Genomic DNA, 21,922 nt, shown 5'->3' with positions numbered 1-21,922 from the left:
CTTAATAAATGATAATGGTTATCATTATCGTTGTCAATATTTTTTCGTAAATAAAATAAAAAACTTGATGTTTATGCGGAAATAGCCTGGTGTGGGTTTTGAATAAAGTTTAACAGTACTCCAACAGAAGTCCCATTCCTCAAGCACGTGTAGGGCATAGCCCGGGTGGTAGGGAGGGGATGAATGTTGGTCGTGCATAGCACGAAGTTTCTATTTCCTTTTTATGTAACTTTGTGTATACTAGCAGAAAAGGGAACGTACATTCTGTTTCGTGTTTAGGAATCTGAAAAACTATATCGAAAAAAGGGGGAGGGGATGACAATGTTGCTAAGCCAAAAATACGAGATTTTCCCAACCAAAGAACAAAAAGAAACGTTAGATCGTTGGCTACAATATTGTCGTCAAGCTTATAACTCTGCTTTTTTAGATAAACAAAGAAAATATAAGGAAAACAAACAATTGTATACACGTTCTGACATGCAAAAACAACAAGTCATCGATAAGAAGAGGTATCCTTTTCTAAAAGAAGTGCCATCACAGCCTTTACAAGAAGTATTTTTACGACTCAAAAAGGCATATGATGGCTTTTTTCGTGGGGATGTGGGTTATCCAAAATTGAAACAGTATAAAGACTATAATAGTCTCACTTTCCCTCGATTTGGATTCAAACCGAATGGGAAACACCGCTTTGCGATGTCATTTGCAGAGAACGGAAAATTATATAACAAACGATTAGGGGAAATGGATATCCATCTGCATCGTCCAATAGAAGGAACCATTAAACAATTGATTATAAAACGCCAATCTAAGAGATGGTACGCTATTTTTAGTGTCGAAAGACAAGTTGTACCTTCCTCTATTACGATAGAAAGTGCGATTGGTATAGATGTGGGACTGAATAAATATGCTGCTCTTTCCAATGAAACTGTATTTGAAAATCCAAGATTTCTTCTGCAAAAAGAAAAGCTACTGAAGAAAGCGCAGCGTAACCTTTCGAAGAAAAAGAAAGGCTCTGCGAACTATAAGAAACAAATAGAACGGATTCGGAACCTTCACGAAAAGGTAACGAACCAAAGAAAAGATTTTTTGCATAAATTAAGTTATCATCTAACGCAAGTGTATTCGGTGATTTGTATAGAAAATCTCGATATCCGAAATATGGTTCGGAATCGGAAAGTATCGAAGTCGATTTCGGATGCGGGCTGGGGTGCTTTTCGCAGGATGCTTTTGTATAAGTGCAAGAAATTTAGAGGCCTACTTGTGAAAGTAGATCCAGCATACACATCGCAAGATTGTTCTGGTTGTGGAAATCGTGTGAAAAAATCACTTTCTATTCGGACGCATATTTGTGCAAAGTGTGGAACGGTATTAGACAGGGATCATAATGCAAGTCTAAACATGTTGCGAAAAGGGTTAGAACAATTACTTGTGAGAACGACTGAAGACTGAAACTGTAGGGCAAGGTTGTGTCCAAACAGTATAAACGACGCCTGTGGAGAGTATGTAAGACTGCTTGGATTCTCAAGCAGCAAACACTCTATGAAACAGGAAGCCCCTTCTTCAAACGACTCGTAAGAGTGTTAAGGAGGGGTCATTCACTTGAAAGTGGTAAACAAGCTGAAGAAATATTAAGGAATTAACGTGCAGACGTAATAGCAACCGGAAGGCCTTTATTAGTAAATCCATTTTGGAGCGTCAACGCATCGAAAAGTTTAAAAGTTTAAAAGTTGAAATAGATGGTCCTGGTGTATATAAGAAGTATTGGTACGCTTAATGTGTATTTAAAACAAAGCTTAACCGTTTGCAATAAAGTTGTATGGTTTATAAAAAAGAACAGCGATTAGCGCTGTTCCTTTTTTATTACATATTGTTGTAAATCAAAAGGAGTGATTTCTTGAATAAACTCCTTCGAGATAAGTGATTGAACGAGTGTACTTTCTGAGATTGTAGCACCTGTTTTCTTTTGATAAGCCTGTTTTAATAAACCAAGTTTTTCTGCTATTTCTTTTGGTAATTCAATTGTTAATGTGTTCATAATTTCTCCCCCTTGTTATTAGAGTACCACTACAATATAGGAGAAACAAGAAAAGAGAATATGAAACATAAAAAAGGTTACCAAGTTTAAAGTTGGTAACCTTTTTTATGTATAAGAACCATGGCTGTTTTTTATGCAATACCGATATATTTTAAAGTTTTTGATGGGGTACTATGATCAAAGAAGTGTTGTAAAAATGCAATATCAACACCAGATTTATATGCACAATATCCCCAAGTTTTTCGAAGTGTATGTGAGCTAATCCCTTCTAAACCAACTTCTTTTGCAGCTTTGTTTAAAATATACCATGCATGCTGTCTTGTAATGGATTTTGTTCCTTTTTGAGACTTTAATAATGGTTCATTTCGTTTCCATGTTTTACGTTCTCTCATATAATCTTCGATTGCATGCTGTAAGTCTTCGTTTACAGCGAACCATTTATGTTTTTTAACTTTTTCATTGTAAAATAAAATGGAGTGACGAACATTTTCATTCTCATCGATGACATCACCAACTTTTAATTGTAAAATCTCGCTTACTTTTAGACCGGAATTTACAGCTAATACGAATAATAAGCCATCACGTTTCGAAGATTGTAAAAGTATATTTTTGATTTTTTCTAATTGTTTTTCGTTTTGAATAGGTTGTCCTGCTTGTTTCATTTCACGCACTCTCCTCTTTTATATGTGTAAAGGAAAGGATTAACTTGTTTACTACTATAAAGGGAGAGTGTGAATTTCATGTGAACTCCTCGTGAAATTAAGACAAATTATTTGACTTCTTTTATTTTTTGTAAATCAAAATAAAAGACGACACTATCATTGGTATTATATACACCATATTTGGCATGGTGTAGTTCCAAAATGTTTTTTACAATTGATAAACCAAGTCCAGTTCCTCCAGTATGGCGGCTACGGGAAGCGTCTAGACGATAGAAGCGATCCCATATCTTTTGTAAACTTTCCTCTGGGATTGGATTACCGGTATTCTCAATTTCCACTTTTACTTTTTCTTCATTTTCTATAACACGAATACGAATTTCTTTACCATCAGGTGTATAGCGAATTGCATTGCTGAGTAAATTCACAACAACTTGCTCAATGCGATTGCGATTTGCTTCAACATATATAGAGGGATTTGCATCGATTTCTACTTGTAATTGTTTTTCTTCCATACTAAATAATAGCTTCGTATACACTTGTTGGACAAGTTCACCAAGTGAAAAAGTATTCATTTCTAGTTTATACGTGCCAGATTCTAGTTTTGCTAATTCTAGCATTTCGACGATGAGTCGATTCATGTTTTCTGTTTCTTCTAAAATAACATCCGTATAGTATGTGTTATCTTTGCTGACGCCATCTTTAATACCTTCTGCAAAGCTTCTAATAACACTCAGTGGTGTTTTTAATTCATGAGATACGCCAGAAATAAATTCTTTTCTAGTTTTTTCTAATTGGCGTTCTCGTTCGATATCTTGCTGTAATTTTGTATTCGCAATGTTTAATCGATCGATTCGATCTTTTAAGTTTACTGATAATGTATTAATACTACTAGATAAACCGCCAATTTCATCATCTACTGAAACGGGTAACTTTTCGGTGAAATCAAAATTAGCCATTTTTTTTGTGACTCGGTTCATTTTAATAAGCGGTTTAACAATGATTTTTGAATAATAAAAGGATAATAAAATAATAACGAGAAATACGACAATTAAGGCATAAACGTAATAATCTTTTAAAACGAGCATTGCTTCATTAACAGGCTGTAAGGAGGTCATCGTAAAAGCAAATTCTTTAATTTTACCTTTTTCAATAACTGGCTTTACAAAAACTTGACTTTTTCCATTCTCCTCTTCTCCGATTGTAAATGTTGTCAATTCATTTGAATTTGTTTTACCTAGTATCACAGATAGTTCCCAGCGCTGAATTCCTTGCAATGTCTCTAAATTATTTGCGAGACGAAGGTCGTTTTTGGAAGGAAGGTGTATTTTGGATACAATCCCTTCAAATGTATGGACGACAGGTTTTATGTCTTTTGCATATTTATTTTTCTTAGCGTTTGTCCAATCAATATTGAATAATTCAAAGTCAGAAATGATGTTATCATTTTTCCATGTATTATAACGAGTCGTAATCTTAACAGGTATAACTATATCTTTTTTGAAAATTCCATCTATGAGAATAACATCATTACTTTTTAACTGTAAATTCATAAACTTCGTATATTCATCGATTGTTAAAATATTGTTGAGTGGAATGGAATACGATTTATTTGATTTATCCACAATCTCAATATAGTAATTATTTTCATCTTTTATAATTCCATTTGGATCTAATAAAACGACGTCAGCGTTTGTTTTTTCATGAAATTCTTGTTTGAGTTTTCTTATTTCCTCAAATGTTCCCTCACTTTTTTCATAACTTGATAAAAACTTTTCAAAGGCAGTTTGGACAGTTTGAACCTTTTTATTAATATAAAATGTTTCTAAAAACAATGATTGCCCAACGAAAAAAAGGAGGAAGGTAACAGTAAATAATGTTGATGTTAATAAAAATAGTTTAAAGACAATGCTTCTTTTTTTCACTTCTTCACCTCATAAAAGAATACTCGCATAAATATTTTCTCTATTATAACAAACGATAAAAGAAAGTAGATGCTGAAAATCTGTCTCTATCTGAAATAGTTTTTTATTAAAAGTCATATAAAGTAATTATTTGATTTAGAAAACAATAAAAAGAACTCGCCAGACGTATGACAAGTTCTTTTGTGTATTATTGTTGAATTGCCGCGTCTAAAGCGATTTCAATCATTTCATTAAATGTAGTTTGACGCTCTTCAGATGTTGTTTCTTCTCCAGTGAAGATGTGGTCACTTACTGTTAATACAGATAATGCATTTACACCGTATTTCGCTGCTAATGTATAAAGAGCAGTTGTTTCCATTTCTACAGCTAACACACCGTATTCACCAAGTTTTTTCACCATGTCCATGCTTTCACGATAGAATACATCTGCCGTTAAAACATTACCAACGCGAACATGTAATCCTTTTTCTGTTCCTGCATCATATGCTTTCTTTAAAAGATCAAAGTTTGCAGCTGGTGCAAAATCAAATCCAGGGAATGTTAAACGGTTCATGTTAGAGTCTGTACAAGCCGTCATTGCAATAATTACGTCACGTACTTTTACATCTTTTTGAATCGCGCCACATGTACCTACGCGAATTAAGTTTTTCACTCCATAGCTTTGGATTAATTCGTTAACATAGATAGAAATAGAAGGAACACCCATGCCTGTCCCTTGAACAGAGACACGTTTTCCTTTATAAGTTCCAGTGAATCCTAACATACCACGTACATTGTTATAGCAAGTTACATCTTCTAAAAATGTTTCTGCAATATATTTTGCACGTAGTGGATCACCAGGTAGTAAAATAGATTCAGCAATTTCACCTTGTTTTGCTTCAATATGAACGCTCATAAAAATCCTCCTTGTTATGTATAGATATAAATCAACATCACCTGCATTATACACTAGGAATCCTACCAATTAAAATCTTTTTCTTATTTGTAGTATATGCAAGATTCAACGTTTTCAATAGGTTGTTATTTATTACATAGCGGATTTTTGTAAAAAAGAAATATATAAATACAAGTTGAAAAACCGATATAAACCTTTTCTTTTTAGGGGGGAGAGAGCATCCGACCATGCATAGAAGCGGTCAGACCCTCTTCCTGCTCCATGCCAAGTAAAAACAAAGAGAGAAAACGAGTGCGGGTCACCTTTTATTCTTCATAGCAACTACTTATATGTTGGAAAATCAAAATGGACATATGTAGAAAGAAGATGTAGCAATGTTCTTTTTATAGGTGAAATAGTCAGAATTATGTTACAATTTATAAAAAAAGTATGGCAGGTGATTGTTTGAAAAATCTTGTCATTGGGCTAATTGCGTTACTATTTATTGTAGCTGGTGGATTTTACATGCAAAAGTATAAAGGAACGACAGAAACAGCAGGGGACATTCGAGAGGTAAAATGGGATATAAAAAATAGAAAGGGAAATGAAAAAATAGATATTACATTTCAACTGTTTAATAAAAATAACAACGAAATTCGTGGAGTTAATGATCGTATTAGAGCTATTATCGTGGACGAGCAGTTAAAGGGAATTCAGCGAATCACTCCTGCATTTGCTGGAAATGGTTCATATAAGCTATCCTCAGGCAAAACGAAAGATAAAGCATATACGATTTTCTTATATGAGGATCATGGTAAAACAGAACAGTTCTTTTCTAGGAAGAATTTTGGGGAAGAGGAAAAAGAGAAGAAACAAAAGAATGTAATAGAAGATACAGTGCTCACCAAAAAAATTGGTGATTACCAAATGTCGCTTTTATTTGGAGCGCTACATCCAAATGAAGCAGCTACATTGACATTTCAGCTGCAAATAAAAAAAGGAGAAAGTGTGAAATTTAATTCCAATACTGGAGAACAAGCGACGCTTTATATAATCGATGAAAAACGAGAACATTTTTTATATGCAGTCCCTGTAAATGAAGAAGAGCAATTGCAATATCGTATTACATTCCCAGAGCAAGGGACGTATAAAATATGGGGAACATTTTATATAAACGGAAAAAAGTATGAAAAAGAGTTTATACTCCAAGTTCAGAAACGAAAAAGCAGCTAGTGATGCTAGCTGCTTTTTCGTTTTCCTATTAATTTTGTTACGGCAAGCATTGTAATTGGCAAGGAATGATTTTTCCGGAATGCTAAATATTTTCCACTCCACGCCGGTTTATATTTTTCTTTAAAATGCCGTAAACCACTAAAACTATATGTATAACGAACGTTATTGAAAATTGCTGCAGCGACGCGCTCAGACCAAAAGGATTGTGTGGATAAACCAACATTAGAGAGCGGGGCCATACCGATGTTAAAGGAATGATAACTGTTTTCTTTTGCCCATTGGAATAAATGAATAAAGATTGCATCCATAATCCCGCCAGGTGCATCTGGATAATAACGCATTAAATCGATAGAAAGTTCACCAGTTTGATAAACAGGCATAAACGTTGTAAATGCAATGATTTTTCCCTCAGCATCAGATAAAGTTGCAATAGGGGCGCGACTTATATACTCACGATCAAAGTATCCAAGAGAAAAGCCTTTTTCTTTTTTTCCCCCAAGCCAAGCGTCTGAAACATTTTTTAATTCTTCATATAACTCGTCTGAAAATGGTGGTTGATGAATGGAAAAGGTATAACCTTCACGTTCAAAACGGTTAAAAGTTGCACGTAATCCAGCACGCTTTTTCCCTGATATAGTAAATGTATTTAAATCAACAACAGCTTCTTCACCAAGTTTAAAGAAGTTATAGCCAAAATCATGGTATAAACTCATCCATTTGCTTTCAATTTGATAGAAAACGCAAATATATCCAAATCGATCCGCTTCAGCTAAAAATTCTTGTAGTACGTTACGGAAAGAAGACGGATCCCCAATTGGATCGCCGAGTACAACAAGTCGTTTTCCTGTTGTTGAAAATAAAAGAAGTGCTTTTCCATCACTACTAAAGAAGAATTGTTTATCTCCTAAAAAACCTAAATGACTTAGTACATTTCCGCCATATTCATCTAAGAAGTTTTGCAGACGTTTATCGTTTGCTGATTGCTCAGGGAATACACTACGATAGCGATTCGCGATAAGAGAACCGATGAGTAAAAAAGTTGGAACAAAGAAAGCAGCTGCAAGTGCACTTCTCTTTACTTGCGTAATATTACGAACGACAAAATCGGGCTTGAAAGCTTCTTTTGCTCCTGCGAATAGGATGCCTAAGTTTTTATACAAGTATAATGTTAGTAGTAAAAATATAAATACTTTTACTACATCGGAAAGCGAAACTGACATTTTTTCACGTACAAATCTTTTGCGAAGCATATATAATACGGCTAGCACGATTAGTAAAATAAAGGTTTCTTCAATATCGATTCCTTTCAATGTATTAAAAATGGCTGCTCCAATTAAAGAAACAATAGTCATATAGTAGGAACGTTTTGTTCCATAATAAATACCTCTTGATAGAATAAGGAGCAGAATTCCAAATGTTAATGATAAGCTAAAAGAAAATTGAATAAGATGTTTTGGAGCTAAAATGTGTAATGCGTGAGCACGATTTATACTCGTCGGTAAAATGGTCGATAAGATGACCATTAGGCCGGTAAAGACTGTTAAAGCAGCTGATGCCCATGGACCTAGCTTTCCTAAAAAATCACGTTGTAATGTCCAAATGACACCTGTTGTTTCTAAGGCGGGTGCAATAAATGGTTTATCTTCAATCTTTTTTAGGGCAGCTCCGGTCATTTCAAAAGCGGCAAAAATTAACCCAAGACAAAATGGTAAAATATAGTATACGAGGCGGTATAATAACATGGCAGGTAATAATACGCCTGTATCGATACCGTATTGTCCTAATCCAGTTAAAAAGACAAGGTCAAAGGAACCAAGACCACCGGGTACAAGACTAACAACCCCTGCTAATGCTGCAATAACATAAACCCCTAAAAATTTCCGGAAATCGATGTCAATTCCAAATAATATTAAAATAACATACATGACGATGCCGGCAGAAAGCCATTCCACTAATGAAACAAGTGAATATAGAACGGTTGGGTTCTTCTCTTTGATTTCTTCCTGTCCTTCTATGTGTTGCTTTTTTCGATTTTTAATTTTGGAAAATCCAATATATAGCGGTACAAAAAGAGCAAAAAAGATGAGGACAGGCCATAGCCAAGGTTTTTCATGTAAAATAAAACTTGTATCTAGTATTCCTATGAGACCGAGGAATGAGAGAAGGGATAATCCATTTATAAAAGCAGTTGTCATCCAAGCGATGCTTTTGATAAGTTTACCATTCTCTTTTACGTGAGGCCGATATAACATTGTCCGTATACCTGCTCCAACAAGTCCACCAAAACCGATAAATCCATTTAAGGTGTTAGCAATCCAAGAAACACGGAAAATCTTTTGAACAGGTACATCTGCTTTTAAATAGCGGAGCATAACAAAGTCATAAAAGAACATTGTTGAAACAGCAAACGCACCGAGCGTAATAGCTAAAAAGACTCCTCCAGTCGGAATGTTTTTAATTGTTTCAATTGCTTCTCGAAATGAAATACCTGACAATTCTTTCCGAGCTTGAAAGAATACAATTGTCAAGACAACAAATGGGAAAATAATTTTTCCGATTTGTAAGAAACGTTTCCACGAAAACGACATAAATACAACTCTCCTTGCATAAGAAAACTGAGACAATATTCTTATTATGACAAACTTCATGAAAAATAAAAAGGTAAATTGCAGGATATAAAAACTATTTTTTATATAAATATAGAAATGTTATATATTTTTTTGCTAAGAATTAATAATAAATTAAAGTTTTGTTTATTCAGAAAAGTGAGTTAAAATAGAACGAAATAAGGAAGAGGGGGAAAGCGGATGGTTATAGTAGGTTACGCAGGCCATGAGCTAGAAAAAGCACAACCTAATACATCAGAAGATTTCTTTAATCGATCCGAAGTAACTTATATTTTGGGTGAACAAGAAAAAACATTTTCTGTATTATATGTCCGTTATTTTGAAGAAATTTTACAAGGAATTACTCCGTTTGAAGGAAATCCAGTTTTTAAAATAGAAGAACAAGACATATATTTACGTGATATCGTTGCTCTAGCTTGTTTTATTAAAAATAAAGAATTTCGTGGGCAAAAGCGTGTATATATTAACAGGATAGAAGATTTTCAAAAAAATTTTGATGATAAAACAGTGGTAAAAGTACAAGACATAATGGCTGAGTTACATAAAAATAAAAAAGTAGAAATAGCGTAAAATGGAAAAGGAGAGAAAAGGATATGTCTAATTCAATGGTTGAAAATCAAACGCATCAAGTTTCTGAATTTTTAGAAGAAGTTATTGATTTAATGACTGATTTTGTTAATTATCATACATTACCTTCTTTATTAGAAGAGTCACCAGAAGGGAATAAACATTATTATGAAGGTTTATTATCATCATTAAGACGACTCCTTGTATTTTGTGAAGAAGGCTTGGATGCGTGCCTTGTTTTATTGAGTAGTCAACCATTTCGAAAAACGGCTGCTGAGAGAACATTATATAAAATCTATCATCAAGTAATTGCTGAATTCTTTTCGCCAAAAAGTGATCAGTGGTATGAAAATAGTCGCTCGGCATATACAGGGAAAAATTCCATTGCTTTTCAACAAATACCGCCTAGCTCAATTGAAAAAGTAATGCAAGAATTAGAAGGAAAGTTTCAAACAATGCGTGAGGAGCTGGAATATTACGAAACGGACTATCAAACAAAGATGTTACACAAGTATTAATAAAACCATTTTCTTTAGGTGTGAGAGAGGATCCGGCCATGGATGGAAGTGGTCAGATCCTTTTTCAGCCCCATGCGAAGTGAGAACAAAAGGAGAAAGTGAGTAGGGGTTCCTTTTTATTTTTATAGCCGCGACTTATATGTTGGGGAATTAAAATGGATGTATATAATAAGATGAGGGAACTACTGTCTTTGATTGTAGGGATGAATAGCTCTAGTATATGTTTTATATAAGTATTAGAGAATACTCAAAGAAGCTAGAGAAAGACTAGCTTCTTTTGCTGTTTTGTACGGTATATACGATGCGGGCGCTGAATATAGTTAAAGTGGATAGCATAGAGGAGGTGTCGTATGAATCAGCAAGGTGTATTTACGGATTATTTTCATGAAGTAGAAAATTGGTGTGAAAGCGTTCTTCACGTATTAGATAGTCGTGCAACTGAAGTTTATGACGTCCATATGCTTGCTTATAAAATTCAAATGCTATTAGACCGTATGAAAGAAAATGAGTATGAAACAGATGCTGAATTCCTGTATGAGATAAGTGATGATGTGGAACACATCCAGAATCATTTACAAGAAGTATTTATGCAAGAAAATGAGCAATATGAGTTATATGAAAGAACGTATACTGAGAGATCTGTTCCAATTGGGGGTCACACGCTTCCTCCGTTACCCTATCCATATAATGCACTGGAACCATATATTTCTCGAGAGATTATGATGCTACATCATGATAAACATCATCGGAGTTATGTGGAAGGGCTGAATAAAGCAGAAAAAATGATGGAAGAAGCAAGGAAAACAAATAAGTTTGATTTAATCAAGCATTGGGAAAGAGAAGCGGCTTTTCACGGTTCAGGTCATTATTTGCACACGATATTTTGGAATAACATGAAAAAAGATGGAGGGGGAAGTCCAAGAGGTGCATTATCTCGAGAAATCGAGAAAGATTTTGGGGGTTTTTTACGTTTTCAAAAGCATTTTACAGAAGCTGCATCGAAGGTAGAAGGATCTGGCTGGGCTATTCTTGTGTGGGTACCTCGTTCGGGAAGATTAGAAATTTTACAAAGTACCCTTCATCAATTATTCACACAGTGGGATACGATACCGTTACTTGTGCTTGATGTATGGGAACATGCATATTATTTGCAATACCAAAATCGGAAAGATGAGTACATTAAAAATTGGTGGAATGTTGTGAATTGGTCCGATGTGGAAAAGCGATTTGAAAGTGCGAAACAGCTTGAGTGGACACCGTATTAGACGCATATTTGTGCGTCTTTTTTGCTGGTATAGAAAAGAATATTTCGTTCATATTTTAAGGGGCCAAGCATACACTTGTACAAAAAGTGCCAAAAGGACGTGGGGGAATATGAGACGAACTTGGATTGTAATTGCACTTATTATAATGTGTGCAAGTGTTATACCGATTCATACATATGCACAAATGAATGATGTAAGCGCCCATAATGCCATATTGATGGAAGAACATTCAGGACGTGTGTTATATGGAAAGTTAGAACATGAATCACAAAAAATTGCTAGCATCACGAAAATTATGACTGCCTTACTCGCTGCCGAATCAGGGAAAATGAAAGAAGTTGTACCTATTAGCGATAAGGCTGTTCGAGTAGAGGGGTCGGCAATTTATTTACAACCTGGAAAAAAAGTACCGCTAGAGGATTTAGTTTATGGTTTAATGCTTCGTTCCGGTAATGATGCAGCACAAGCAATTGCTGAAAATGTTGGGGGAAGCATAGAGGGGTTTGTTTATTTGATGAACGAAAAAGCGAAACAAATAGGAATGAAAGATACACATTTTTCAAATCCACATGGTCTAGATGGGGATGGAACGCACTATTCGTCTGCATATGATATGGCACTTTTAACACGTTATGCAATGGGAAATGAAACGTTTCGGAAAATTTTTGGAACAAAAACATATCAATCGAAAATGTGGGATTATCCATGGAAAAACAAGCATAAACTTGTAACTTCTTATTATGAATTTGCAACAGGAGGCAAGACGGGATTTACAAAAAAAGCAGGGCGTACACTTGTTACAACAGCTTCGAAAGATGGATTAGATTTAATTGTAGTGACACTTAATGCGTCTAATGATTGGGACGACCATATGTATTTGTTTGATCAAGGGTTTAAGCAATATGAGTTAACGAAGGTTCTAGGGAAAGGAGCGCTCTCTGGACTGCAGGAAAAGAAGTATACAAATCATGTTTATATAAAAAATGATTTCGCTATACCGCTAACGAAAGATGAGAAGAAACAGGTTATCCTAAAGGTTGAACTTGATAGGAGTGCAAAATTAGTAGATGGAGAGAAAGTCGGTAAGACAATAGTTTATATTAATGAAGAAAAAGTAGGGGAACGTAATTTGTTTTATAGTAAGCGAAAGTTGGTTGCTACAACTGGAGTATATTGGAATGATGTGATAGAAATCTTCTCTCATATGTTAGGTGTTGGAACAGATGGTTAACCTCGTATGGGTGGCGATGGCGGTTATTGGGATTGTATATGCGATGATAAACGGAACGATGGAGGAAGTGAATAAAGCAGTCTTTGAAGGGTCAAAAGATGCAGTAACCATTTGTATTGGGCTGATTAGTGTTTTAGTCTTTTGGCTAGGGTTAATGAAGATTGCTGAAGAAGCGGGCTTATTAAAGAAATTAGTCTCATTTTTTATGCCAGTTGTAAAAAGATTGTTTCCAGAAGTACCAAAGGATCATCCTTCGATGGGATTTATTTTGTCAAATATGATGGCAAACTTTTTTGGGTTAGGAAATGCAGCGACGCCACTTGGTATTAAAGCAATGGAACAACTTAAGGAACTGAATGGAGGAAAGGATTCAGCAAGTCGTTCTATGGTGACATTTTTAGCTTTGAATACATCTGCAATTACATTGATACCGACTACTGTGATTTCAATCCGAATGACGTATGAATCGGCGAATCCGACTGAAATTGTTGGTGTTACGTTTATTGCACAAGTACTATCGATGATTGGGGCTATTTGGATTGACCGCTATTTTTACCGCAGACGGAGTAGAAAGGGGCGGAAAAAGTGAGTATTGTTAATACAATTTCATTATGGGTGATACCTTGTGTGATTGGTTTTATTCTATTATATGGCACGATAAAAAAAGTTCCAACGTACGAATCATTTGTAGAAGGTGGGAAAGAAGGAATCCAAATTGCTATTTCTATTTTACCATTTATGGTGGGGATGCTCGTATCCATTTCTATTTTCAGGGCATCTGGGGCTTTAGATGCCATGATTTCTGTAATGAAGCCAGTGTTGGATATGATTCACGTGCCAGCAGAAATTGTACCACTTGCGCTCATACGCCCCATTTCTGGTTCGGCAGGATTAAGTATTACTACAGATTTAATTGCTACATATGGACCAGATTCATTTATTGGTAGGCTCGCTTCCACAATGCAAGGAAGTACAGATACAACGTTTTATATTTTAACAGTGTACTTTGGAGCTGTTGGTATTCGTAAAATGGGTGATGCTTTAAAGGTAGGGTTGTTTGCAGATTTAATTGGGATTATTTGTTCTATTGTGTTTGTTTCTTTATTGTTTCAGTAATCGGTATTCATTTTTTGAGTTAATTCGCTTATAATACGTATACGACCACTATTAAGGGTAGGCTTAATAGTGGTTTTTTTGTGGAATATTTTTGACAAAATAATGAACTTTTGTTGTGAACAACTATATGAGGGTAAACAATAAAAAAGAATTGAAACCGAATTCGGCCTTTATAAGTTTAGAAACATAGCTATGTTGTTTACGATATGTTAGGCTGGCTGCTATATGTTCTGGCGGTTGCCAACTCCTTCTAATGAAGGTAAGATAAATTTGAGGTGAATAATGGAAATGGAACGATTACAAAAAGTGATTGCGCAAGCAGGAATTGCATCAAGAAGAAAAGCTGAAGAACTTATTCAGCAAGGAAAAGTTAAAGTTAACGGTAAAGTAGTGACTGAGTTAGGAACGAAGGTAACTCCTCAAGATAAAGTAGAAGTAAATAATATCCCTCTTGAAAAAGAAGAACCTATTTATTTCTTACTATATAAACCAACTGGCGTAATTTCGAGCGTATCAGATGACAAAGGAAGAAAAGTTGTTACAGACTTTTTCCCTGAAATCACACAGCGCCTATTCCCAATTGGTCGTTTAGACTATGATACGTCTGGCGTACTTCTTATGACAAACGATGGTGATTTTGCAAACATATTGATGCATCCAAAATATAAAGTTGAGAAAACATATGTTGCAAAAGTAAAAGGCCCATTAACAGGAGAGAAAATTCGCATGCTAGAAAAAGGTGTTGTATTAGAAGATGGAAAGACAGCACCAGCACGTGTGAAAATCCTTTCTTGGGATAAGCGTAAAGAGATGGCAATTGTACAATTAACGATTCATGAAGGACGTAATCGTCAAGTTCGTCGTATGTTTGAAGCGCTTGGCTGTAAAGTAATGAAATTAAAACGTGAACGTTATGCTTTCTTAGAAGTAGGAAGTCTACGCCCTGGTGATGCAAGAGAGTTATCACCTCATGAAGTAAAACAATTACGTGCGCTTGCTTCTACAAAGCCGAGATAAGTGGTAAAGTGAAACTTCCATCCGTGGGGGAGTTTTATCCCCTATGGATGATTAGTTGAACCGACCGTTTTGGTGAGTGATTATGGAGGCATATATATTAAAATAAACAAATGCTTGAAATAAAGGACAAGTTAGTAGTTACAGAAATTTTTTACATATAAATTCATCAAAGAGAGGGGAGAGAGTATGAAGAAGAATCGCTTACTATTTCGCATTCTCATTTTGCTTATTTTAAGCGTGGCAGTAGGATTCACACTTTATCAAGGTTTTTTTGTTGATAAGGAAAAAATGCAAATCGGGAAAAAAGCACCTAACTTTGTTGTTTCAGATTTAGAAGGAAAAAAAATCGAGCTAAATGACCTGAAAGGAAAAGGGATATTTTTGAATTTTTGGGGAACGTGGTGCAAACCGTGTGAAAAAGAGATGCCTTATATGAATGAATTATATCCTAAATATAAAGAAAAAGGCGTTGAAATCATCGCATTAGATGCAGATGAAACGAATATTGCGGTGAAAAATTTTGTGAATCAATATGGATTAAAGTTCCCTGTTGCGATTGATAAAGGGCAAGAAATAATTGGTACATATGGCGTTGGTCCACTGCCAACAACATTTTTAATTGATAAAGAAGGAAATGTAATCGAGAAAATTACTGGTACACAAACAAAGGAACAAATGGAGGAATATTTAAAGAAAATTACTCCTTAGTAAAGAAAGCCTTTACATAACGAATAGTAAAAGAGTTTGATAGATGAAGGTGCTTTGCTTCGTCTTAGTACCTATCTTGAAAATTCTGAGTATTGTGGTAACTTGCATTTGGAAGATACAATGATAAATAGAAACAAGAGGCGGTGAGAATATTGGAACAGATAAAGTGTGAATGTGGACATGTAAATCCAATAGGCACAATTTTTTGTGAAGCTTGCGGGAAACCTTTTGAAAACAAGGAAGATACGAGGTTATTAGATATGCGATATGAGGGGAGTGCCCGGCGCTCTCTTATTCATACGAGAACGATAGTAGATAAAGTTTGGAGTTTTTTTTCTTCCGTAAAGGTGGGGGTATGGCTCATTGTTATCACTCTATTAGCATCAGCAGTTGGAACCATATTTCCGCAAGAAATGTATATACCTCCAGGTGTTACACCAAGTGAATATTATGAACAGGAATATGGTTTTCTTGGACAACTATATTACCAATTGGGTTTTAATAAATTATATAGCTCATGGTGGTATATAATTTTAATTGCGTCGATTGGTGTGTCACTTGTGATATGTAGTTTAGATCGTGTAATTCCGCTTTATAAAGCTTTAAAAAAGCAGGGTGTAAAAAGACACCCAAGTTTTTTAAAGAGACAACGATTGTATGGGACAGGTTCTCCAAAAGAGGGGGATTTAGAACAGATTCAAGCCAATTTAAAGAAAAAAAATTACAATGTAAGAATCGAAGGCGAAAATATTTTAGCGGAAAAAGGAAGATTTTCTCGCTGGGGTCCATATGTGAATCATATCGGTCTTATCATTTTTCTATTCGGAGCAATGCTACGTTTTCTTCCGAGTATGTATGTGGATGAAGCACTGTGGCTACGTGATGGGGAAACAAAAGAGATCCCAGGAACTGATGGGAAATATTATTTGAAGAATGAAAAGTTTATAAAAGAAGTTTATGACAAGAGTAAAGATGATAAAGTATTTAATGATGCGATTGAGCGTGTAGGCGATAAAATGATCGCTAAAAACTACCAAACAAATGCTGTATTGTATAAAGCTGTAGAAGAAAATATAGCTGGACAAAAACCAAAGTTAGAAAAGGTAAAGGAATCTAAAATTAAAGTGAATGAACCGTTAAAATTTGATCAGTTTGCTCTATATCAACTAGATTTTAAAGAAAATGAATTTGGTAGTATGTCTTTTTCTTTACAGAAAAAAGACAATCAGAAAAAATGGAAACCCATTAAAGTTAACTTAGAAAATCCAAAAGAAACATACGATTTAGGAGATGGGTATTCTATAAAATTATTAAGTTATTTTCCTGATTTTTATTTTGATGAGAATGGTCAGCCCAATACAAAAACAAAGATTCCGAACAACCCAGCTTTCGTTTTTAAAATGTTTACACCAGAGACGCCAGAAGGAGAAGTGAGTTTTGTAGGTATACAACAAAACATAGAACCAGAAGGAAATAATCAATATAAAATGACCTTTGCAGGAGTAGAAATGCGAAATGCAACGGGGCTTATTGTGAGAAAAGATTTGACACTATGGATTCTTGGAATCGGAGGATTTATCTTCATGGTTGGTGTGATTCAAGGGATGTATTGGAATCATCGTCGTATCTGGATACAACGTGTTAAAGATGAATGGTGGATTGCTGGCCATACAAATAAAAACTGGTTTGGCTTGCGGAAAGATATTGAGAAAGTGCTTGAAGGAACAACAATTCCACAACCATACGACAAAGTAAATGATCAAAAAATTAGTTAAGGTGGGGAGAATATATGGTGCAAATCAGCAGTAATTTCTTATTTGCCGCTTTCATCTTCTATTTAATTGCAACACTGTTCTTCGGGGGGGCGATTAAAGAAAAAGGTCGGAAGTGGGCAAATATAGGTATAACCATAACAATTTTAGGATTTGTCGCTCAAACTGTATACTTTGTAACAAGGTGGATCGCTTCAGGGCATGCACCAGTAAGTAATTTCTTTGAGTTTGGTACATTCTTCGGCATGATGCTTGTTGGTGCTTTTATTGTTATGTATTTCATGTATCGTGTAAGCATAGTCGGATTATTCGCTTTACCAGTAGCCCTTTTGTTAATTGCATATGCAAGTATGTTTCCGAGAGAAATTTCACCGCTTATTCCATCGTTGAAAAGTAATTGGCTACATATTCATGTAACAACGGCCGCAGCTGGGCAAGCTATTTTAGCAATTAGTTTTATTACAGGTGTCATATATTTGCTTAAAAATGTAGATCAGTCAAAAAGGACGAAACGGACATTTTGGTTAGAAACAGTTGTGTTTACACTCGTTTGCGCTGTCGGATTCATAGCGGTAACAACAGTTTATTCGGCAACGAAATATGAAGCAAAGTTTCAATGGGTGGATAAAAATGAACAAAAAGTTGAGATGAAATATAATCTGCCTGCACTAGTTGGACCCCATGAAGGGAAGTTAATAACAACTGGAAAACTTGAACCGATTGCAGAAATGCCTGCTATAATAAATGCAAAGAAATTAAATACAGTAATTTGGTCACTGCTTGTTGGAACGGGACTATATCTTGTATTAAGATTAATTTTACGAAAAAGAGTATCAGCGGCCCTTCAGCCAGTAGTGAAAAATGTTAACAGTGATTTACTTGATGAAATTGGATATCGATCTATTGCAATTGGATTTCCAGTCTTTACGTTAGGAGCGTTAATTTTTGCGATGATTTGGGCACAAATTGCATGGACGCGCTTTTGGGGGTGGGATCCAAAAGAGGTATGGGCACTCATTACATGGCTCTTTTATGCTGCAGTTTTACATTTACGTCTATCTAAAGGTTGGCATGGTGAGAAGTCGGCATGGCTTGCGGTAATTGGATTTGCCATTATAATGTTTAACTTTATAGCTGTAAACTTAATTATTGCTGGTTTACACTCATATGCGTAAGGTTTTTTCTCTTTTTTAGAGGGGACATACCGTTCAGTTAAGCGTAATAAAATAGGAAAGTGGTTGTCACTTTCCTATTTTATTTTTGTCAATTTCTTTTCTTTTTTGAGAAAAACATGGCAAAATAAAGGTTGATTTTGTAAAATGATGTCGAGGACTAAATGTCCTGTTCAAAAAAAATACATATTTTTGGAAAAGAAATGAACAAACTTTATTATTCTTGTGAAGTATAATTGTTAAGGTGGAAGTTGGACGCTTTAGAATTATCTATTATGAGATAAAAGTAAAAACAGTATTATATCGTAGAAGGGTAGGTGTGAACCGTTGTCATGTTTTTTTCGGGCAGCGGGAAGCAATGGAAAATGAACCAAGAATTTTAATTGTGGATGATGAAGATCGTATTCGTCGTTTATTAAAAATGTATTTAGAAAGAGAACAATATACAATCGATGAGGCTGACAATGGTGATACAGCCTTAGAAAAAGCATTGCAAAATGACTATGATTTAATCTTATTGGATATCATGATGCCTGGAAAAGATGGAATTGAAGTGTGTAAAGGGATTCGCGAGAAAAAAGCGACACCAATTATTATGCTGACAGCTAAAGGTGAAGAAGTAAACAGGGTGCAAGGATTTGAAGTTGGCTCGGATGATTATATCGTAAAGCCGTTTAGTCCACGTGAAGTAGTCCTTCGTGTAAAAGCGGTCTTGCGACGTTCTGTGACAACAACATTCTTTACACAAGATACAACAACAAAAGATATTATTGTATTCCCGCATTTAACAATTGATAACGATGCGCATCGCGTTACTGCTGATGGTGATGAAGTCAATTTAACACCAAAGGAATATGAATTGTTACTATTTTTAGCAAAGGCTCCTGATAAAGTATTTGATCGTGAGCAATTATTAAAAGAGGTATGGCAATATGAATTCTTTGGAGACCTGCGTACAGTAGATACGCACGTAAAGCGTTTACGTGAAAAATTAAGTAAAAAATCAGCTGATGCAGCGAAGATGATCGTAACTGTATGGGGTGTTGGTTATAAGTTTGAGGTTGTGAACGACTGATGCTTTGGAGAAGTGTAGTAGGAAAGCTATGGATGACCATATTGCTTCTTGTTTCATTTGTTCTTGGCTTTGTTGCCATTTTGCTTTCGCAGTTTTTTGATAATTACTATATTGAAATGAGTGAAAACAGGCTTACAAAAGTAGCGACAAGTGTTTCGGAATTAATTGAAGAAGGTGCAGACGAAAAAACGATTGAGAATATCGCGTATAAGTTTGCTGATCCGCTCTCACGGATTATTATTGTGAAGGGGGATCATGAAGTTTCTTCTTCACCGAAACAAGAAGGATTGGTAGATCTTACAATAGAAGATCTGAAAAAGGATAAAGATTTAGCAGCTGTTTTTATAGATAAAAAAGAAAATAAAGAAAAAATAAAAAAAGTGTCTGATGACAAAACGAAGAAGAACTCTGAAAATGATATTATGATTGTTGGCAAGCCGCTGCAATCATCAAATCATAGTGCGGTGTTTGTGTATCAATCATTGCAAGTTCCGAAACAGGGTATGGAAAAAGCGACAGATTTTATTTTTTTATCAGCGGGAATTGCGATTATTTTAACAACATTCTTTGCATTTTTCTTATCGACACGAATTACAGCTCCACTTCGTAAAATGCGTGAAGTGGCCTTTGAAGTAGCGCGCGGGAAATTTGATACGAAAGCACCTATGGTTTCGCAAGACGAAATAGGAGAGCTAGCAACGGCGTTAAATCAAATGGGAAAACAATTAAAGTTTAACATTAATGCACTACAGCAAGAAAAAGAACAACTTTCTAGTATCTTAAGCAGTATGGCAGATGGAGTTGTAACGCTGAATCAAGAGTGTGAGGTTGTTGTTATCAATCCGCCGGCGGAGCATTTTTTACAAGTTTGGCAAGAAGAAAAAGAGTTGGAATTAAGTAGGAATTTACCGCCGGAACTTGTTGAGTTGTTTCATCTTGTAGTAGAAAGTGAGCAACAGCAAGTCATTGAAATTAATTTACAAAAGGGTAACTACGTTGTCCTTATGACGCCGCTATATAATCAAACAAAAATTCGCGGTGCTGTGGCGGTGCTTCGTGATATGACAGAAGAGCGTCGCCTTGAAAAAATGCGTCAAGATTTTATTGCGAATGTGTCTCATGAATTGCGCACACCGATGGTTATGCTCCAAGGGTATAGTGAGGCAATCTTGGATGATATTGTTCAAACAAAAGAAGAAATAAATGAATTTGTACAAATTATTTATGATGAGTCAGTTCGTTTAGGTCGCCTTGTGAATGAGCTTTTAGATTTAGCGCGTATGGAAAGTGGTCATGTTGAATTGCATATATCTGAAGTGGATATTCATCCATTTGTTGAGAAGATTGGACGCAAATTTCAAGGGATTGCAAAAGAAAAAAATGTGCGGTTAACAGTTGATTTCCGTAATCCAATTGAGCAACATTCGTTTGATCCAGATCGTATGGAGCAAGTATTAACGAACTTAATTGACAATGCAATCAGGCATACAAATGCAGGTGGTCATGTTGAGCTTATTATTGATACGAAAAATAATGGACTCATGTTTGAAGTGCAAGATTCAGGTGCGGGTATTCCTGAAGAAGACATTCCGTTCTTGTTTGATCGTTTTTATAAAGCTGATAAAGCAAGAACACGTGGGAAAACAGGTGGTACTGGTTTAGGGCTTGCAATTGCTAAAAACATTGTACAAGGGCATAATGGTAAAATTTCTATATCAAGTGTCGTTGGAGAAGGAACAATATTCTCTGTATATTTACCAGGTCAATCAATATAAGTGATATTGTTGTGAGTGAATACTGAAGTTCTAGTATTTTTTATTCTTTTTGAGTTTATAATATTTTCTCAATGGAATGAAGAATATTAGAGCTTTTTGTTTTATTGTACTATTTGTAGATGGTAGTCTCTCTATGAAAGTTGATTGAAAGACAAGAAGCTTAGACTAAGGAAAGAATAAATCCATGTTGATTTGCTGGCATATAACTCACGGCTATGAAAATAAAAGAAGGTCTCCGCTCATTTTCTCCTTCTGTTCTCACATGGCATGGGGCTAAAAGGTACTGACCGTTTCTACGCATGGTCGGATGCTCTCTCCCATCAAAAAAAGAAAGGTTTAAGTCGTTTTTTCAA

General features: G+C 35.2%; 19 protein-coding genes. 14 read left to right on the top strand and 5 right to left on the bottom strand.

Annotation, left to right across the window (positions count from 1 at the left end; genetic code table 11):
* Positions 1-315 precede the first annotated feature (315 nt).
* Positions 316-1,449, top strand: a complete 1,134-nt coding sequence (locus C568_RS0106020) for an RNA-guided endonuclease InsQ/TnpB family protein (protein WP_018781000.1) — start codon at positions 316-318, stop codon at positions 1,447-1,449.
* Between the two features lie 391 nt (positions 1,450-1,840).
* On the opposite strand, the gene C568_RS0106015 is transcribed toward C568_RS0106020, so the two are convergent.
* The 4 genes from C568_RS0106015 to deoD all read right to left on the bottom strand — a co-directional run bounded on the left by C568_RS0106015 (position 1,841) and on the right by deoD (position 5,514).
* Positions 1,841-2,035, bottom strand: coding sequence for a DUF3924 family protein (locus C568_RS0106015; RefSeq protein ID WP_003206602.1), 195 nt, complete (start codon positions 2,033-2,035; stop codon positions 1,841-1,843).
* Between the two features lie 131 nt (positions 2,036-2,166).
* Positions 2,167-2,697 carry a tyrosine-type recombinase/integrase gene (locus C568_RS0106010; RefSeq protein ID WP_018764243.1) on the bottom strand — a complete coding sequence of 177 codons (531 nt, stop codon included), beginning with the start codon at positions 2,695-2,697 and terminating at the stop codon, positions 2,167-2,169.
* A 107-nt stretch (positions 2,698-2,804) separates the two neighbouring features.
* Positions 2,805-4,619 (bottom strand): sensor histidine kinase, encoded by a 1,815-nt coding sequence (locus C568_RS0106005; RefSeq protein WP_018780999.1) that lies wholly within the window; start codon positions 4,617-4,619, stop codon positions 2,805-2,807.
* Between the two features lie 187 nt (positions 4,620-4,806).
* On the bottom strand, positions 4,807-5,514 hold the full coding sequence (gene deoD / locus C568_RS0106000; protein ID WP_000110708.1) for a purine-nucleoside phosphorylase: 708 nt from the start codon (positions 5,512-5,514) through the stop codon (positions 4,807-4,809).
* A 429-nt stretch (positions 5,515-5,943) separates the two neighbouring features.
* On the opposite strand from deoD, the gene C568_RS0105995 reads away from it, so the two are divergent.
* Positions 5,944-6,726: a hypothetical protein gene (locus C568_RS0105995; protein ID WP_026008428.1), complete on the top strand. Its 783-nt coding sequence runs from the start codon at positions 5,944-5,946 to the stop codon at positions 6,724-6,726.
* 5 nt (positions 6,727-6,731) lie between these two features.
* Here C568_RS0105995 and mprF read toward each other — a convergent pair whose 3' ends face one another.
* Positions 6,732-9,314, bottom strand: a complete 2,583-nt coding sequence (gene mprF / locus C568_RS0105990; RefSeq protein ID WP_003206592.1) for a bifunctional lysylphosphatidylglycerol flippase/synthetase MprF — start codon at positions 9,312-9,314, stop codon at positions 6,732-6,734.
* Positions 9,315-9,533: 219 nt separating this feature from the next.
* Between mprF and C568_RS0105985 the strand changes: the two genes are divergently transcribed.
* The 12 genes from C568_RS0105985 to C568_RS0105930 all read left to right on the top strand — a co-directional run bounded on the left by C568_RS0105985 (position 9,534) and on the right by C568_RS0105930 (position 21,569).
* On the top strand, positions 9,534-9,923 hold the full coding sequence (locus tag C568_RS0105985; protein ID WP_003196277.1) for a hypothetical protein: 390 nt from the start codon (positions 9,534-9,536) through the stop codon (positions 9,921-9,923).
* Between the two features lie 23 nt (positions 9,924-9,946).
* Positions 9,947-10,438 (top strand): DUF3907 family protein, encoded by a 492-nt coding sequence (locus C568_RS0105980; RefSeq protein ID WP_018764247.1) that lies wholly within the window; start codon positions 9,947-9,949, stop codon positions 10,436-10,438.
* Between the two features lie 350 nt (positions 10,439-10,788).
* A complete protein-coding gene (locus tag C568_RS0105975) occupies positions 10,789-11,703 on the top strand; it encodes a superoxide dismutase (protein WP_003206588.1) in 915 nt (304 codons plus the stop codon).
* Between the two features lie 109 nt (positions 11,704-11,812).
* A complete protein-coding gene (locus C568_RS0105970; protein ID WP_018780998.1) occupies positions 11,813-12,934 on the top strand; it encodes a D-alanyl-D-alanine carboxypeptidase family protein in 1,122 nt (373 codons plus the stop codon).
* Positions 12,927-13,523 (top strand): spore maturation protein SpmA, encoded by a 597-nt coding sequence (gene spmA, locus C568_RS0105965; protein WP_016114058.1) that lies wholly within the window; start codon positions 12,927-12,929, stop codon positions 13,521-13,523. The genes C568_RS0105970 and spmA overlap by 8 nt, the downstream gene beginning before the upstream one ends.
* Complete coding sequence (gene spmB, locus C568_RS0105960) at positions 13,520-14,050, top strand: spore maturation protein SpmB (RefSeq protein ID WP_018780997.1); 531 nt, start codon at positions 13,520-13,522, stop codon at positions 14,048-14,050. The genes spmA and spmB overlap by 4 nt, the downstream gene beginning before the upstream one ends.
* A gap of 288 nt (positions 14,051-14,338) precedes the next feature.
* Positions 14,339-15,067, top strand: coding sequence for a 23S rRNA pseudouridine(2605) synthase RluB (gene rluB, locus C568_RS0105955; RefSeq protein WP_018764251.1), 729 nt, complete (start codon positions 14,339-14,341; stop codon positions 15,065-15,067).
* A gap of 186 nt (positions 15,068-15,253) precedes the next feature.
* Positions 15,254-15,775 carry a thiol-disulfide oxidoreductase ResA gene (gene resA / locus C568_RS0105950; RefSeq protein ID WP_003206580.1) on the top strand — a complete coding sequence of 174 codons (522 nt, stop codon included), beginning with the start codon at positions 15,254-15,256 and terminating at the stop codon, positions 15,773-15,775.
* A gap of 149 nt (positions 15,776-15,924) precedes the next feature.
* A complete protein-coding gene (locus C568_RS0105945; RefSeq protein ID WP_029426968.1) occupies positions 15,925-17,550 on the top strand; it encodes a cytochrome c biogenesis protein ResB in 1,626 nt (541 codons plus the stop codon).
* Between the two features lie 14 nt (positions 17,551-17,564).
* The gene (gene ccsB / locus C568_RS0105940; RefSeq protein WP_018764253.1) at positions 17,565-18,722 is read left to right on the top strand and encodes a c-type cytochrome biogenesis protein CcsB; all 1,158 of its coding nucleotides are present in this window, start codon (positions 17,565-17,567) and stop codon (positions 18,720-18,722) included.
* A gap of 355 nt (positions 18,723-19,077) precedes the next feature.
* Complete coding sequence (gene resD, locus C568_RS0105935) at positions 19,078-19,794, top strand: DNA-binding response regulator ResD (protein WP_026008430.1); 717 nt, start codon at positions 19,078-19,080, stop codon at positions 19,792-19,794.
* On the top strand, positions 19,794-21,569 hold the full coding sequence (locus C568_RS0105930) for an ATP-binding protein (RefSeq protein WP_018780995.1): 1,776 nt from the start codon (positions 19,794-19,796) through the stop codon (positions 21,567-21,569). Before resD ends, C568_RS0105930 begins: the two co-directional genes overlap by 1 nt.
* The last annotated feature ends 353 nt before the right edge of the window (positions 21,570-21,922 follow it).

It is taken from the genome of Bacillus sp. 95MFCvi2.1 (assembly GCF_000374965.1).
GTDB lineage: Bacteria > Bacillota > Bacilli > Bacillales > Bacillaceae_G > Bacillus_A > Bacillus_A pseudomycoides.
The sequence above is the reverse complement of the archived record's forward strand: the minus strand, read 5'-3'. Positions and strand labels throughout refer to the sequence as shown.

What these genes read in the sequence shown, in the direction of transcription:
- C568_RS0106020 (WP_018781000.1), top strand. Translation starts at nt 316, where the DNA reads ATGACAATGTTGCTAAGCCAAAAATACGAGATTTTCCCAACCAAAGAA.
- C568_RS0106015 (WP_003206602.1), bottom strand. Translation starts at nt 2,035, where the DNA reads ATGAACACATTAACAATTGAATTACCAAAAGAAATAGCAGAAAAACTT.
- C568_RS0106010 (WP_018764243.1), bottom strand. Translation starts at nt 2,697, where the DNA reads ATGAAACAAGCAGGACAACCTATTCAAAACGAAAAACAATTAGAAAAA.
- deoD (WP_000110708.1), bottom strand. Translation starts at nt 5,514, where the DNA reads ATGAGCGTTCATATTGAAGCAAAACAAGGTGAAATTGCTGAATCTATT.
- C568_RS0105995 (WP_026008428.1), top strand. Translation starts at nt 5,944, where the DNA reads ATGGCAGGTGATTGTTTGAAAAATCTTGTCATTGGGCTAATTGCGTTA.
- mprF (WP_003206592.1), bottom strand. Translation starts at nt 9,314, where the DNA reads ATGTCGTTTTCGTGGAAACGTTTCTTACAAATCGGAAAAATTATTTTC.
- C568_RS0105985 (WP_003196277.1), top strand. Translation starts at nt 9,534, where the DNA reads ATGGTTATAGTAGGTTACGCAGGCCATGAGCTAGAAAAAGCACAACCT.
- C568_RS0105980 (WP_018764247.1), top strand. Translation starts at nt 9,947, where the DNA reads ATGTCTAATTCAATGGTTGAAAATCAAACGCATCAAGTTTCTGAATTT.
- C568_RS0105975 (WP_003206588.1), top strand. Translation starts at nt 10,789, where the DNA reads ATGAATCAGCAAGGTGTATTTACGGATTATTTTCATGAAGTAGAAAAT.
- C568_RS0105970 (WP_018780998.1), top strand. Translation starts at nt 11,813, where the DNA reads ATGAGACGAACTTGGATTGTAATTGCACTTATTATAATGTGTGCAAGT.
- spmA (WP_016114058.1), top strand. Translation starts at nt 12,927, where the DNA reads ATGGTTAACCTCGTATGGGTGGCGATGGCGGTTATTGGGATTGTATAT.
- rluB (WP_018764251.1), top strand. Translation starts at nt 14,339, where the DNA reads ATGGAACGATTACAAAAAGTGATTGCGCAAGCAGGAATTGCATCAAGA.
- resA (WP_003206580.1), top strand. Translation starts at nt 15,254, where the DNA reads ATGAAGAAGAATCGCTTACTATTTCGCATTCTCATTTTGCTTATTTTA.
- ccsB (WP_018764253.1), top strand. Translation starts at nt 17,565, where the DNA reads ATGGTGCAAATCAGCAGTAATTTCTTATTTGCCGCTTTCATCTTCTAT.
- resD (WP_026008430.1), top strand. Translation starts at nt 19,078, where the DNA reads ATGGAAAATGAACCAAGAATTTTAATTGTGGATGATGAAGATCGTATT.
- C568_RS0105930 (WP_018780995.1), top strand. Translation starts at nt 19,794, where the DNA reads ATGCTTTGGAGAAGTGTAGTAGGAAAGCTATGGATGACCATATTGCTT.